The organism is Kothea flammea (assembly GCF_052161645.1).
In the GTDB taxonomy this organism is placed as follows: Bacteria; Planctomycetota; Planctomycetia; order Pirellulales; family Pirellulaceae; genus Laterigemmans.
Genome location: NZ_CP197414.1, coordinates 1,340,236 through 1,354,366, shown reverse-complemented (window position 1 = coordinate 1,354,366; position 14,131 = coordinate 1,340,236). Strand labels below are relative to the sequence as shown.

Annotated in this window: 11 protein-coding genes and 1 tRNA gene; 5 read left to right on the top strand and 7 right to left on the bottom strand. The window is 56.3% G+C overall.

Annotated features, from left to right (window positions below; genetic code table 11):
* Positions 1–8 precede the first annotated feature (8 nt).
* Both SH139x_RS04780 and SH139x_RS04775 read right to left on the bottom strand, forming a co-directional pair.
* Positions 9–2,372 (bottom strand): ABC transporter permease, encoded by a 2,364-nt coding sequence (locus tag SH139x_RS04780; protein WP_488354146.1) that lies wholly within the window; start codon positions 2,370–2,372, stop codon positions 9–11.
* 71 nt (positions 2,373–2,443) lie between these two features.
* Positions 2,444–3,148, bottom strand: a complete 705-nt coding sequence (locus SH139x_RS04775) for an ABC transporter ATP-binding protein (protein ID WP_488354145.1) — start codon at positions 3,146–3,148, stop codon at positions 2,444–2,446.
* Positions 3,149–3,248: 100 nt separating this feature from the next.
* Here SH139x_RS04775 and SH139x_RS04770 point away from each other — a divergent pair, with 100 nt between their 5' ends.
* Positions 3,249–4,130, top strand: coding sequence for a universal stress protein (locus tag SH139x_RS04770; protein WP_488354144.1), 882 nt, complete (start codon positions 3,249–3,251; stop codon positions 4,128–4,130).
* Positions 4,131–4,182: 52 nt separating this feature from the next.
* Here SH139x_RS04770 and SH139x_RS04765 read toward each other — a convergent pair whose 3' ends face one another.
* Positions 4,183–4,512 carry a hypothetical protein gene (locus SH139x_RS04765; protein ID WP_488354143.1) on the bottom strand — a complete coding sequence of 110 codons (330 nt, stop codon included), beginning with the start codon at positions 4,510–4,512 and terminating at the stop codon, positions 4,183–4,185.
* A 116-nt stretch (positions 4,513–4,628) separates the two neighbouring features.
* Between SH139x_RS04765 and dusB the strand changes: the two genes are divergently transcribed.
* The gene (gene dusB, locus SH139x_RS04760) at positions 4,629–5,660 is read left to right on the top strand and encodes a tRNA dihydrouridine synthase DusB (RefSeq protein WP_488354142.1); all 1,032 of its coding nucleotides are present in this window, start codon (positions 4,629–4,631) and stop codon (positions 5,658–5,660) included.
* Here the strand turns inward: dusB and SH139x_RS04755 are convergent.
* The 3 genes from SH139x_RS04755 to SH139x_RS04745 all read right to left on the bottom strand — a co-directional run bounded on the left by SH139x_RS04755 (position 5,651) and on the right by SH139x_RS04745 (position 9,204).
* The gene (locus tag SH139x_RS04755) at positions 5,651–7,444 is read right to left on the bottom strand and encodes an alanine/glycine:cation symporter family protein (RefSeq protein ID WP_488354141.1); all 1,794 of its coding nucleotides are present in this window, start codon (positions 7,442–7,444) and stop codon (positions 5,651–5,653) included. The two genes, dusB and SH139x_RS04755, sit on opposite strands and share 10 nt — an antisense overlap.
* 203 nt (positions 7,445–7,647) lie before the next feature.
* A complete protein-coding gene (locus tag SH139x_RS04750; protein ID WP_488356159.1) occupies positions 7,648–7,944 on the bottom strand; it encodes a DUF1294 domain-containing protein in 297 nt (98 codons plus the stop codon).
* Between the two features lie 183 nt (positions 7,945–8,127).
* Positions 8,128–9,204: a serine/threonine-protein kinase gene (locus SH139x_RS04745; RefSeq protein ID WP_488354140.1), complete on the bottom strand. Its 1,077-nt coding sequence runs from the start codon at positions 9,202–9,204 to the stop codon at positions 8,128–8,130.
* Positions 9,205–9,694: 490 nt separating this feature from the next.
* Between SH139x_RS04745 and SH139x_RS04740 the strand changes: the two genes are divergently transcribed.
* Positions 9,695–10,849: a methyl-accepting chemotaxis protein gene (locus SH139x_RS04740; RefSeq protein ID WP_488354139.1), complete on the top strand. Its 1,155-nt coding sequence runs from the start codon at positions 9,695–9,697 to the stop codon at positions 10,847–10,849.
* A gap of 118 nt (positions 10,850–10,967) precedes the next feature.
* On the opposite strand, the gene SH139x_RS04735 is transcribed toward SH139x_RS04740, so the two are convergent.
* Positions 10,968–11,040: transfer RNA gene (locus tag SH139x_RS04735), tRNA-Phe, on the bottom strand.
* 235 nt (positions 11,041–11,275) lie between these two features.
* Between SH139x_RS04735 and SH139x_RS04730 the strand changes: the two genes are divergently transcribed.
* A complete protein-coding gene (locus SH139x_RS04730) occupies positions 11,276–12,970 on the top strand; it encodes a hypothetical protein (RefSeq protein ID WP_488354138.1) in 1,695 nt (564 codons plus the stop codon).
* Positions 12,971–13,116: 146 nt separating this feature from the next.
* Positions 13,117–14,058 carry a hypothetical protein gene (locus tag SH139x_RS04725; RefSeq protein ID WP_488354137.1) on the top strand — a complete coding sequence of 314 codons (942 nt, stop codon included), beginning with the start codon at positions 13,117–13,119 and terminating at the stop codon, positions 14,056–14,058.
* The last annotated feature ends 73 nt before the right edge of the window (positions 14,059–14,131 follow it).

Sequence of the window (14,131 nt, the reverse complement as noted above, 5' to 3'; positions counted from 1 at the left end):
GAATGGACTCAGCGACTTTTCAAGACTTCTACCAAGTCGAGGCGATCGAGTCGGCGGCGCACCAACAACCCACTGGCTAATGACGCTAGCATCGTAACCACTGCGGACATAGCAAAACTCGATCTTTCCAAAACAAGCGGTATCCGGAAATTATCAGATTCGAAACCAGCCACCATGGCCCAACAAAAAGCGTATCCCAGCAACCATCCCAAGGGGATCGCGGCAATGGTCAACACGGCTAATTCACCGAGCAGGAGAATGGATATCTCAGTCCGCGTAAAGCCAATCACGCGCATCGTGGCCAATTCACGCGCCCGTTCATCGAGCGAGATACGAGCCGTGTTGTAGACGACACCGACGGCGATAACGCTGGCAAAAAATATCGTAAACGATTGCATTTTCAAAGTGTTCTCGGCAATCGTGTCACGAAACTGATCGATGGCAGAGCGTTTTACGGAAACAGAGGCGACCGCCGGCAAACGCTTCAGTTGCTGATACAGCAAATCAGCCTGACGAGAGTCGACCGCCAGAAAGACGCCGCTGACACGTTGTCCCTCGCCCAACATGCGATACAAGTTTTCCATCCGCATATAAGCGTTGGTTCCGGCGAACTCGGCTACCACCGCACCGACTTTTAGGTCCACTTGCTGCTTCTCACCAGTCAAGACCTGAGCGCGAACCGTGTCACCCGGTTGCACCGCGAGAATCTTTGCCAATTGTTCCGACAGCACCACGCCACCGGGAGGCAAGCGAATTGGGCGGCCTTGATCATTGAGTAGGCGATACAACTCGCGCCGATCCGACAGCCCCAGAATACTGGTGCGGTGGCCGCGATGTTTGAATGTGAGATCGACGGGAACGGCTCGAAACGGCTCCACCGCTTGTACTCCCGGAAGTTTCTCAAAGTCAAAATTGACCGCGGAGGCTTGTTCTTCTTTTAAGACGACTTGCACATCTTGCCGTTGCGCTAGTTCAAATTGAAAGTGAATTAGGTAATCGAGTGCGTCGGGCGCGAACGCGCTCAACAACATCACGCTGACGGCGCAGGCGATACCGATGGTTGCCAACGTCGAGGCGATCGCCCGTCGACTGAGTTGGCGAATGATCATGCGACCGGAGAGCGGCAGCAAAAAGCCGAGGCCCCAACGTTCGATCCACGCGGAACGATAACGGGCCGGGGTAGGGGGCCGCATTGCCTCCGCCGGTTGCAGTTGCAAGACCGACCAAATCGCCCGCACGGTACCAAGCACGGCAGCCAACAGGCTGATCGCGGTAGCGGGCAAGAAGACCATCAAATTAGGTCGATAGATGAATTCCGGAAAACGATAGAACTCGGCGTACAATCGCGCCAACCCGGAACCCATAAAATATCCGCCAACCGTCCCCAGCAAAGCGCCCGCGATGGTCACGGCGAGAGCCGATTTAAGATAGTGCCAAGCAATCTCATAACGGGTGTATCCGAACGCTCGCAGCGCGGCGACCGTCTCGCGCTCCGCCATGATCTTGCGAGTCAAGACGATATTGAGCAGGAAAGCGGCCACGCCGAGAAAAATTACCGGAGCCACAATTCCCGTGGCGCGAAGTTGTTTGATTTCATCATTGAGAAATTTGGCGGAGACTTGATCGGCACGCGCAATTCCACCAACGCCGCCATAGGGCTGCAAGATCGCATCGAGCCGATCAATGACCTCCACTTCACGCGTTCCACGCAATAGTTTTAGGGAGACATCATTAAAGGCTCCCGTCATATCGAGCGCCGCTTCGAGTCCCTCGCGGCCCATCCAGAAGACACCGAAGCGACGGTCGTCGGGCAAGATATCCCCGCCGCGAATCTGGAACACATACTCCGGTGAAATGCCAACCCCGACAATTCGCAGCGTTTGAAAACGGCCATTGATGATGGCGGAGATTTCATCACCGAGTTCAAGCTGGTTTGCCTCGACGAATGATTGCCCGGCTAAGACTTCACCGAAGCGATGCGGTTCGGGCAGCCTTCCGGCGACCACGAACACGCGGTTTAGCACTGGTTGACCGCTGCGGGGCAAAGAAACAAGACGCCCCACCGCCGGCTCCGCGAGACCAGGAACATCAAGCGTCACGTCGGTCACAATGCGATGCTGCACGCGAGACACGCCTGGGATCATTGCCAACTGGCCGGCAACAGGCTGCGGGGCACGGACCAGGGAGGCAAAGACATCGCCGAATTGATAACGATCGTAGTAGGCATCCCGCGTGGATTGGAGAAAACTGAGCACCCCCAGGGCCATCACAAAAACGGCAACTCCCGAAGCGATCACGGTGGCGATCGCAAAATTCTGTGCCTTTGCCGCAACCAGCTCGCGAAAGAGTTTTTTATTTAAGGAGCTGATCACAAACGCGTTTCTCCGATTTGTTGCGGACAAGCTTATTGGCTGACGAGTTACCAGTTAACCAGCAAACGGCGTTACCAAACGATTTCGGCAGCGGCCAGTTTTTGTTGATTGCGATGGCTGGTGGCAATCTTCCCATCATGCAGACTGATCACCCGATCAGCCATCCCACCGATCGCCGCGTTGTGCGTAATGATGGCAGTTGTGGTCCCGAGTTGTTCGTTAATGGTCCGCAGCGCTTCGAGCACGGTGATACCGGTGGCCACATCGAGGGCACCGGTCGGTTCGTCGCAGAGCAGCACGGCGGGATTTTTAGCAATGGCGCGAGCGATCGCCACACGTTGCTGTTGTCCGCCCGAGAGTTGGGCAGGAAAAAAGTCGGCGCGATCCTCGAGGGCGACTAACCGCAGCGCCTCTCGGGGGGCAAGGGGCTGTGCGGCGATTTCGGTGACGAGGGCGACATTCTCAGTAGCCGTCAAGCTGGGGATCAGATTATAAAACTGAAAGACGAAGCCCACGTGTTGGCGACGAAATTGGGTGAGGGCGGCATCGTCGGCTGTGGTAAGATCGATATCGCGATAGTGGACCGTGCCGGTTGTGGGCACGTCCAACCCGCCAAGAATGTTCAGGAGCGTCGATTTACCGCTGCCGCTGGGACCAAGAATGACGACAAATTCACCCGCTTCCAGCTCCAGATCGATGCCGCGCAGGGCTTGCACCGTGACTTCGCCCATGGGATAGATCTTGGTCACTTGCCGAACAACGTAAACAGCTGTCATAGTGATGCGAGCCCGGTGGGTGGCGAAAACAAAGCGACTGTAAGCAACTAGATGTTAGTGATTTTCAATTGTATACGTTGAACCAACGGCGGTTAGAGTTATGACCCTGCGAGTATTGCTTGCCACAGATGGATCGGAAGGTGCTCAGGAAGCAGCTTGGTTAGTCAGCCAGATGTCGGCCAAACAACAGCTGGAAGTTATTCTGATGACTGTGATTCAGTTGCCAGAAGTCGGCGGCATGGTTTCGGTGGAAAGTTGGTTGCCGGAATTAATCGAGCGGGAGCAACAGCATGCTCGGGAAATCCACGATCAGACTGATGCGATGTTCGCAGACTCCGAGGCGATTCGCAGAAGCGTGATTCGCGAAGGTCTGGTGGGGCATGAAATTGTCGTTGAAGCGCGTGAGCAACAGGTCGATTTGGTCGTGATTGGTGCCAAGGGACACACGGCGTTGGATCGGATCTTGCTGGGCAGCGTCAGCGACTACGTGGCGACGCACGCACCTTGTTCCGCTTTAGTGGTCCGCCCCACAAAGTTGCAAAGCGAGCCTGAGCGTCGGGCCCGTGTCGTGGTTGGGTTTGATGACTCGGAATCATCCATCCAAGCGGTCGAGCACTTTAGCAAGTTTCGGCTGAGCCGCGAAATTGAACTGGACGTGGTGGCGATTTGCCAAGTGATTCGCACGTTCCGCCAAGACCTGTTGCCGAACGTCGTCGAAGCGCGAGCTGAAATGCGACAAGCGTTCGCTAAAGCGGCCGCGACGGGCGCCCAAGCACTGGCCCACGTGACGCCCCATACGCATTCGCATGTGATTGAAGCCGAGCATGTGGGGCAAGCGGTCGTTGATTTTGCCGACTCCCACAACGCCGATTTCCTGGTCGTGGGAGATACCGAGCGGGGAATGCTGGGACGCTGGTTCTTGGGCAGCGTGTCTCGCTATGTGCTGCGGCACGCCAGTTGTTCGATTTGGATTTCGCGTTAAGACCCTGCTGATCACGACACGCATGCTGCGGGGGGACCTGCAGGGCTAGTGTTTAATCAACGGCAGCGGCAGTTTGACTGGGCCGTTTGTGAGGTGGCAGAGGCTCTCCGTAGTAGGCATTGGTCTGGTGCAGAGGTGCCTGCTGGGGGTAGGGAGCCGTCTCGTCGAAATTGCCGCGGCCTGGCTCGCGGCCCACAGAGACGACACGCTGAATTTCTTCCGCCGACATGCCCCGGTTAGCCAACGTCATTTTCAGCTCGGCGTCCACGCGGTGTTGGCTCGATGCGGACATGGCCTGAGCAATCGAATCGACCATGCGATACAAAAAGTAACCAATCAAGGCCACGATTGGGATCAAAAATGGGTTGAACAGCACGGCCATTTGTGGCTCCAATGAGACGTTACGTGCGACGAACACTCTGTTGCCGGTTAGAATCTATTCGACACCAGACCCGTTTGCTTGGCAAATTTCTTCAGATTCGAGTTTGAGCCCCGTCCATGCCCCAGTTCCCCCCCGCACCGCTGCGGATCGGCGATTTAGTCGTTGATCCCCCCATCCTGCAAGCGCCAATGGCGGGTTTTACCAATTTCGCCTTTCGCCAGATCGTACGCGGCTTCGGCGGAGCCGGATTGTTGGCGACCGAGATGGTGAACGCCAGAGGCTTTGTTTGGTTGGACGAGCACGAGGCGGAGCATCCGGAACGATTGTGGGGAGTGGCTGACGAACCACGTCCGCTGGCGGTGCAAATCTGGGACAATGATCCAGAGACGATGGCAAAGGTTGGCCGGCGACTGGTGGAAGAATATCGAGTTAGCGTGGTCGACATCAACTTTGGTTGTCCCGTTCGCCAGGTCACAGAGAAAGCGCACAGCGGTAGCTATCTGTTACGCGAACCGAACCGCATGTTTCAGATCATCAGTCAACTGGTAGCCGCTTGCCAGCCAACACCCGTGACAGCCAAAATTCGCTTGGGCTGCACCCGCGACAACATTAACGCCAACGAGATCGCCAAAGTGGTCGAAGAAGCCGGAGCGGCCGCGTTGACGGTGCATGGCCGCACCGCGCAAGATTTCTTCAAAGGGTGTGCCGACTGGAACCGGATCAGCGAAATCAAGTCGCACTTGAACTCGATTCCGTTGATCGGTAACGGCGACCTTGACTCTGCGGAAAAAGTGGTCGAAGCGTTCCGTCGCTATGAAGTCGACGGAGTTATGATCGCGCGGGCTTCGCTGGGTCGCCCTTGGCTGTTTGCCCACGCGGCCGCCGCCCTGCGTGGTGAAGCGATTCCGCCGGAGCCAACGTTGGAAGAACAGCGGCAATGCATGTTGCGGCATTACCAATTAGTCGTCGAGCGGTTTGGTGAAGAGAAGGGGACTGTGTTGATGCGTAAGTACGCCTGTTGCTATGCGCAAGGCAAACGGGGCGCAAGGCACTTTCGCAGCAACGTGGCCACGGTCACCACCGGCCAGCAATTCCAGCAGGTGGTGGAGGATTACTTTCCTACCGAGGAAACAGTCGCCTATTCGTGATCGTGATCGCTCGGCAACGCCCCATGGGGATGCGTTTCACCGGCAGCCAATTGTTGGGCGTGCGTCTTGACCTGACCACGCTTGACCCGACCCCAATAATCGTCTAGACGCCGCTTGACCAGGCCGCTGAGAATAAACACGCCCAGCAAGTTAGGCAGGCTCATCCCCAAGATCATGAGGTCACTGAAAGCGAGAATGTTACCGCGAGTGACGACCGACCCGAGGAAAGTGAACAACAGAAATAAGCCTTTGTAGACCAGCGATGTGCCGGGGCCAAACAATTGTGCCCAGCAACGTTCGCCGTAGTAAGACCAACTGATGCAAGTGGAATAAGCAAAGAGGACGACCGCCGCGTAGAGGATGTAACGGAACCAGTCGTAACCGCCAGTGGTGAAAGCATACAGCGTTACCTTGGCGCCTTCGTCATCGGCGATTGCGCCAGCGACTTCGGGCGCGCTGTAAGCACCCGTGATGATCACCACCAATGAAGTGATGGTGCAGACCACGACGGTATCGATGAAGGGTTCGAGCAGGGCGACGATCCCTTCGCTGACCGGTTCATCTGTCTTTGCGGCCGAGTGGGCGATAGCGGCCGAACCCACCCCAGCTTCGTTGCTGAACACGGCCCGCTTAATGCCGATCACCAAGACTCCTAGAAAACCACCGTAAGCGGCGTTTGGCGAAAAGGCTTCGCTGAAAATCAAACCGATTGCTGCTGGAATGGCCGTGACATTCGCCAGCAAGATGTAAAGACAAGCGGCCACGTAAGCAAAACACATGACGGGGACAATTTTACCCGCCACCGCGCCAATACTCTTGATCCCACCGATGATGACCACGCCAACAAGCGCGGCCATCACGAGGCCATAAATCCAGGGGTAATCTTGCAGCAAGCCGATGTCGCCGCGAATCGCCTCGAGCGACTGACCGACTTGGAACGAATTCCCGCCACCAAAGCTGGCACCGATGCAAAGCAACATAAAGATGACCGCCAAGACTTTGCCCAGCAGCGGCATCCCCATGTCCTCCAAGCCGTGCCGCAGATAACGCATCGGTCCACCCAACACGTTTCCTTCGGCATCCTTGACGCGATAGAGTTGGCCCAACGTGCACTCGGTGAACTTAGCCGTCATCCCCAGCAAGCCGATCATCACGATCCATAACGTGGCTCCCGGACCGCCGGTGCCGATGGCGATCGCCACCCCGGCAATATTTCCCAAACCAACGGTCGCCGACAAGGCCGCCGCCAACGCTTGAAAGTGACTGACTTCGCCCGGTTCGTCGGGGTCGTCGTAGTCCCCACGCGTCAGTCGGACCGCGTGACCAAACGCGCGAAAGTTAATAAATCGCATGCGGATGGTGAGAAACACGCCGCCGCACAGCAACCATACGACGACAAAAGGAATCGAAACTCCCAACCAATTCGAAGTGCCAAAATCAAAAAAGATGACAGCGGCAACGGGAGTTACCAAATAAGTACCAAACCACCCATCGACTTGCTGAATCCAACTGGCCGGCTCCTCGTCGGTAGTCGCTGCTGAATCCTCGGCACCCTCTTCGCCGCTTGCTTGGGCATCATCCGGAGCAGCGGAAGCGCCCGCAGCTTCCCCCATATCAATTGGCGGCGGATCACTCTCGGACGGATCGGCCTCAGACGGATCAGCGGGGGTTTCCGCGATCGGTGACGCGTCATCCTGAGCCCAGGCTGCCGGGGCGGCCGCTCCGAGTAGACCTAGCGATAGAGAAAACACAGCCAACAGTGCTGCGAATTGGCAATTTTTCATCAGTTTCAAACTTTCACAATTGGCACAACAGCGGGAAGTAGCCAGGATTGCCGGGGAAGCAACTGCCTCTTGTAGTCCAGTCGAAACGCGATCGTCAACCGAACGCCCAAAGTTTTACGAGAAAAAACGTTCCGTCGAGAGCCCGCACGAGCCAAACCAAAGAGCCAATCACCGCCAGTTTAGCTGACGGGCAGCCAGTTTACCTAACGCGTGCCGGCGAACCAAAAAACTGTTCCCCAGGCCACAACGTTTAAGCAGGCGGTGCCCCATAAGATTGCGCTAAATGGCTGTTTCTGGGATTTATGCCGGAAGCGCTGCCGGGCCCAGAAGGCCCCCGGCCAGCCGCCCAGCAGCGACCAAATCTGCAGCGTACGTTCAGCAATTCGCCGCCGCTGCAACTGCGCAGCCCGTTTGTCCCACCAAAACATCAGGACCGAAACGCAACTGCAAAAAAAAGTGCCGGCCAAACAAGCCAGGGCCAGCCCAGATAAGAGCGTCATCCCGGGCATGAGCGGCAAGTCCAATTCAGAAGCGGACAACCGGAGCAGTGATTCGCTCAGTAGTGAGGCTAGAAAAAAGAAAGCAAAAAACGTCCACATGCGGCTCGGTTCCTTGGGGCTGCCAGCGAAAGACTGATGAGCCCACAGGGTAGCCGAGAACCGGGGCAGATTCCACGCGGTTCTTTAGAGTCTTGCTAACTCCGCCCGCAACGCTTGAGCGAATTCGTTCATGTCGGCAAAACGATCACGACGGTCGGGGGCCACCGCCCGCAAGCAGACTCCTTCGACACCAGCCGGCACCGAGGCGCGCAAAGTGACTTGGCTCGGTGGCAAGTAATCGCCAGCCATCGTGTAGCGAAAAGCGTCACCGCGAGTTTGGCCACGAATCAAAGTGGTGAGTGCCAAGCAGTCGTACAGCACCGCGCCCAGGCTGAAGATGTCGGCTCGCTGGTCGATTGCGAGATGATTGTCGATCTGCTCGGGTGCCATGTAGAGTGGCGTACCGACCTGCTGGCCGACTTCGGTTAAACGATAGTGGTGCCGCCGTCGCTCCCGCTGGGGCTGCGACTTTTCCTGCGCCTCGCTGTCGAGCGACTCCAAGTAACCGCCGCTGGTGGGTAAACAAAGCACCACGCCCCAATCAACGATCTTGACACCTCCGCCGCTGGTCAACATCAAGTTTTCGGGTTTCACATCACGATGGATGATCCCAGCTGCGTGCGCCACGGAGAGTCCATCCGCCACGTTGCAAACCATCTCCAACAAGCGGCGTAAAGGATAGTCAGCCATGGTTGCCGCATTGCCTTGCTGGAGTCCCCGCAGCACGCGACAAAGATCGACTCCCGAAATCCACTCCATGGTAAAGTAAGGCTTGACCATGCGTTCGGGAAAAACTTCGTAAACGTTAGGTATGGTCTTATGATTTAAATGCCCCAGCACGGCCGGTTCCAAAAGAAATCTGGCGCGATCAGCTTGACGGTTCGTACGCTGGCTGCCCAATCGCTTGAGCGCTAACTCTTGCTCTCGCAACGCGTCATAGCAACCATAGACATCACAATGTCCGCCACTGCCTAACAGCCGTAACTCACTAAACCGACGATCGATTCCCAATTTGCATATCGCGTGCTGGGAAAGCAGCGGAGCGGGCGCACCCTGGTTGAATCGTTCACCGGCGGCGACCTCCCGCTGACCAGCTGCGGCCTGACTAACCGGGGCATTTGCAAATGCGGGATTCGCAACCGCTGGCGACGATGTGTCCATTGAAGAAAACGAACTTGGAAGCATTGCGACTGACTTCAAGCTGTTGGGCAGAAGAACAAAGCCTTGTGAAAAGCACCTGTGGTAAACCTAGACCGCGGCGAGCGAGGGTGTGCGAGCAAAATAGGGGTGGTTGCCGCGATGTCCAACAGGGAGTGCGTAATCTGCGCGTTGCGACAAATCTAACGATGATGCAAAGCAGCAGTGATGCGCGGGGTTTGATGATTGAGCGGAAAATGCCACCCCGAGTTGGCAAACCATCCGCCTGCTCCCTCGCCTTTCTTCCGACCGCTCCCAAATTGGCGTGCTACGTTTGCGAGACACTTGTGGCGAGCCACCAGTTTGCCGTGATGCGGCGACTCCAGCCGTGAGACCGGTCTCGCAGCCATGATCGCCGGTCATCAACGGTTGTCCTCCGTGGTGACTGTTTTTGACGGGACATGTCACTCCTACCTAACGATTCCCAATCAGTGCACTCGATTCACTGCCCACCATGACAACAGCAACAACCTCGACACCGAAATCGCAAGCTGCTTCCAAAACACAAACAGCAGCGAAAGCAACTGCTCTCAAAGGTTCATCCCTCGCAAAAGGTGGGCCGAAAGCGGGCAATCCGGCTCAAGACCGCAGCGTTACCGAAATGGTTGGCGACATCTCCGTAGCCCTTGAGTCGGCTATTGGTGAACTGCATTCGGTCAATGCGGAGACCAAAATTTTGGCTCTGAACGCGAGGATCGAAGCGGCTCGCGCCGGCACTTACGGAGCGGCCTTCAGCGTCGTCGCTGAAGAGATGCAGAACCTCTCGGATCGGACGTCGGAAATCGCCAACGAGATGGCCCATCGCACTCGCTCGGAAACTTCGGCCTTGATCGAAATGATCGAGACAGCGATTCGCGGCACGCGGTTGAGCGACTTGGCGTTGGTCAACATCGATTTGATTGACCGCAATCTTTACGAACGAACCTGCGATGTGCGGTGGTGGGCCACCGACGGCAGCCTCGTCGACGCGCTCGCCGACCCCACTCCTGATGCGATTCAATTTGCCAGCAAACGTTTGGGCGTAATTCTCGACGCCTACACCGTCTACCATGATCTGGTGCTGTGCGATGCCAACGGCCGAGTGGTCGCCAATGGACGCCCCGACCGTTTCCAATCAACCGGAGCGGAACAGGGCAATGCACCTTGGTTCTCGCAAGCAATCACGTCGCGGAGTGGTGATGACTATGGTTTTCAAACCGCCCACCTTTCCAGTTTGATCGATCAAAAAGCAGCCCTGGTTTACTCCTGCGGAGTCCGCGAGGGGGGCGAGAGCCAGGGACGCATCCTCGGCGCCCTGGGAATCCTGTTTGACTGGCGAGGCTTGGCCGACCCAATTCTCAACAACATTCCCGTGCGACCTTCCGAGCAAAAGACGACCGAATGTTACATCGTCGATGATCGCGGCCAAATTCTGGCCAGCAATCGGGGGCACCGGATTGGCGAATCGTTACAGCTACCCGAATGGGAACGTATCCGCCAAACCGCCAAAGGATTTTATCAGACCCGCTTTGGCGACCGGAATGTATGCGTGGGACACGCCAAAGCACCCGGGTTTGAGACCTACTCCACCGGGTGGTATTCGATCATCATCCAGCCGATCGAAGCTTAAAAACTCACCCATCAGCGCACGTTACCGACTGGTAAATAGCCTCCGCGGATTGCTCGGCAGCGGGACAGAAACACGAAAAAACCCCGGAAAACACTTATTTTTCCGGGGTTTTCTTCAGTGGTTGGGGGCGGGTTCGAACCGCCGACACCTGCATTTTCAGTGCAGTGCTCTACCGACTGAGCTACCCAACCAACAGCGAGCGCAGCCGGACAATGCTGTGCCCGACATGCGATTGCATAGGTGGAATCCTAGAAAGGGACGCCCTTACATGTCAACGGGATCCGACTTTTTCCGGCAAGATTCTCACTGAATTTATTGCCGACTTGCGCTTTTCCGAGCGATCAGGTTACTATTCGGGTGTCGCAATAGCTATATTATTAGTCAGAGATCGGCTCACTTGTCTTTTTTTTCGTCGAGAAGTCTTCCATGAAACGTTTTGCGGAGCAATTACCGGGATCGTGGCGACTGATACTGGTTGTCGCTGTCAGCCTCCTCGCGGCGGGCCCGCTCGCCTCGCATGGACATGCTTACACACCTGACAGCCCCGTTGTGCTCGACATGGTGGATCGCGGCATTGCGTATCTGGAAAAAGAACAAGCGGAGCCGGCTGGGATTGGCACCGACCCCACGCACGAGGGCGGCCTCATGCTGGCCGCTTACACCCACTACAAAGTTCGCCAAGATCCAAACCATCCTGTTGTCACCGCTGGCGTGCAAACGGCTCGCGCCCTGGCTCGCCGCGTCAGATCGGCCGGCGGACTGCCAACCAAAACGGAGATCACCTACGAAACCTCCGTGGCGATCTTGTTGATGATTGATTTCGACGCGGTGGGTTTAGCCAACGACATTCAATTACTGGCCAACGCCCTGGTCGCCGTGCAAAAGTCACACGGTGGTTTCGGCTACTTAAACGAACAACTCGGCGATACCTCGCAGACCCAGTACTGCGTGTTGGCAATGTGGTCCTTGGACCAAGCTGACTTCAGCGTGCCCAAAGCGGCCATGAAGCGGGCCACGGAGTGGCTACTGAGGACTCAAGACCCCAGCGGCCAATGGCCTTACAAACCGACCGACTCGGGTCGCGTCGGCTTGCGAGTCAAGCAAGACCCATCGATGAGCCACTCGCTGACCAGTGCCGGTGCCGGGAGTGTACTGATTGGGGGAGATTTCTTTGGGCTGTGGCGTTCGGCCAAACAGCTCAAGCCTGACGTGGAAGGTTTGCCGCCAGCTTTGAAAGAACAAACCGACGTTGAGGAAATGAAGCGGAAACGGGAAAGCTTTAATATTCCCGGTGAAACGTTGATGCAGTACATCAAAGCCACCGAAGCCCACTTTGCCCGTTCGCCCTATCGTCGTCCCGGGGGGAAATCTTGGTTTTACTATTACATCTACACGCTGGAACGTTACAAGAGTTTCTTGGAAGTCGCCCTCGGCAAACAAGAGAAAGAGCCGCTCTGGTATAATGAAGGAGTGGAGATGTTGCGGGGCTATCAGCTGCCCGATGGATCGTGGGGCAACCCTCCCGACATGTCCCACTCAAACGGCCAAATTTCGACTTGTTTTTCCGTCTTGTTTCTAATTCGCAGCACTAAGAAAGCGATCGGTGACATGGGCGAAGGGTTGATGGCTGGTGGGTACGAATTGCCCAAAGACACCACCGACATTCGACGCCAAGGGACTCAAATTACAGCGGCTCCGTCGGCCGTTGTGGTGACAGACTTGTTAAGTTTGCTGGAAGGTGAGGACGCCTCCAAATTGGACGCCGGATCGATTCCTGAAAACCTGAAATTGGCGGAGGATCGCGAGGAACGCAAAAAGCAACTGGCGCGGCTGGAGCGTGTGGCGCGGGGCAGTGACTCGCACAAAGCACGACAAGTTGCCGTGCGACTGTTGGCGCAAAGCGATGCGTTGGATGCCGTGCCTTCGCTGATTTATGCCCTCACCGATCCCGACTTCACGACGCGTCGTTTTGCCCGTGACGGGTTGCGGTTCATCAGCCGTCGCTTGACCGGCTTTGGCATGCCGCTCGATGCCGACAAAAACGAGGTCCGCAAAGCGGTGAAGAACTGGCAAGATTGGTACAACCGGATCGACCCGGGCTACGTCTTTTTTGATTACTGAGTCTTGAGTGATGTCGAGCCATCATTGCTGCTGAGTCATAGTTAATTGCTGAGTCATAGTTGATTTTTTGGCGGGCGACTGGCGTTTCGAACTGTTGGCTGGAACCACGCGGTTAGCCAAGTCACTTTTACTGAACTGGGTTACGTATGTCACAAACACTAAGTCCGAAGCGGGTTACACCCAGCATTCCGCAACGTGAGAAAGCGGCCGATTTGCCGCCACGGGCTCAGCGTCCGCAAGAACTAGTCGTCTCCAAGTTTGATAAGGTCAGCTCGATGCTGCTGGCCTTTGCACTCTTCTTGGGTATTCTGGTTGGCTTGCTGTTTTTGCTGTGGCTGACCAGCGGCAAACCCAAGATCGTCATTCCCTACCCGGAAATCATTGAAAACCCTGCTGGCCGCGGAGAGAATGCGGAGGGCTTTGAGCGAGACTTCGAGCCACCTGGTGCGGAAGAAGTCGAAGACTTATTAGAACCAACGATCGAGGACACGCTGCAAGCCGTGACTGATGCGGTCAGTTCGGTCCCCGCCTCGTTTGAATCGGTCAACAGCAATGCCTCGGCAACGACGCAAGGTTCCGGAAAAGGGGACAACCGGCAACCGGGTCCTGAAGGGGAGGGCGATGACATCGTGCCGCGGTTCGAGCGTTGGAAATTAAAGTTTTTGGCGAAGAACCTGACTTCCTACGCGACGCAACTCGACTTTTATGAGATCGAACTTGCCGCCATTGGCGGCAGCATCCAGGGTGTTGATTACGCAAAGGGACTGGCCGGTTCGCCGCAAACACGTCGTGGGGACAGTGAAACGGAAAAACGACTGTACTTCATGTGGACATCCCCCGGCCCCTTGATGCAGTACGACCGTCAGCTCTTGCAGAAGGCGGGCGTCGGATTGAGCAATCGGCAGATGTTAAAGTTCATCCCCAAAAATCTGGAAAACATGCTGGCCAATATTGAACTCGAGTATGCTCGCGAGCGTGGTCACGAGCGAGTCACTGAGATTGCCCAAACGATCTTTGAGTCTCGTCCGGCAGACGGAGGATTTATGTTTGAGGTGATTGAGCAGAAGTACCGCAAGCCGCGTTGGTAGGCGGTGCCTGTGAGCAGGGCTAATAACGATACCCGGATTCAGTGATTCCGAGACTTTTCGCTTATGCGGGGGT

Excerpts from the sequence above, each read along its gene's own strand:
- SH139x_RS04775 (WP_488354145.1), bottom strand. The coding sequence starts at position 3,148 with ATGACAGCTGTTTACGTTGTTCGGCAAGTGACCAAGATCTATCCCATG.
- SH139x_RS04750 (WP_488356159.1), bottom strand. The coding sequence starts at position 7,944 with ATGACGCTCTTATCTGGGCTGGCCCTGGCTTGTTTGGCCGGCACTTTT.
- SH139x_RS04730 (WP_488354138.1), top strand. The coding sequence starts at position 11,276 with ATGAAACGTTTTGCGGAGCAATTACCGGGATCGTGGCGACTGATACTG.
- SH139x_RS04740 (WP_488354139.1), top strand. The coding sequence starts at position 9,695 with ATGACAACAGCAACAACCTCGACACCGAAATCGCAAGCTGCTTCCAAA.
- SH139x_RS04725 (WP_488354137.1), top strand. The coding sequence starts at position 13,117 with ATGTCACAAACACTAAGTCCGAAGCGGGTTACACCCAGCATTCCGCAA.
- SH139x_RS04765 (WP_488354143.1), bottom strand. The coding sequence starts at position 4,512 with ATGGCCGTGCTGTTCAACCCATTTTTGATCCCAATCGTGGCCTTGATT.
- SH139x_RS04770 (WP_488354144.1), top strand. The coding sequence starts at position 3,249 with ATGACCCTGCGAGTATTGCTTGCCACAGATGGATCGGAAGGTGCTCAG.
- SH139x_RS04745 (WP_488354140.1), bottom strand. The coding sequence starts at position 9,204 with ATGGACACATCGTCGCCAGCGGTTGCGAATCCCGCATTTGCAAATGCC.
- SH139x_RS04755 (WP_488354141.1), bottom strand. The coding sequence starts at position 7,444 with ATGAAAAATTGCCAATTCGCAGCACTGTTGGCTGTGTTTTCTCTATCG.
- dusB (WP_488354142.1), top strand. The coding sequence starts at position 4,629 with ATGCCCCAGTTCCCCCCCGCACCGCTGCGGATCGGCGATTTAGTCGTT.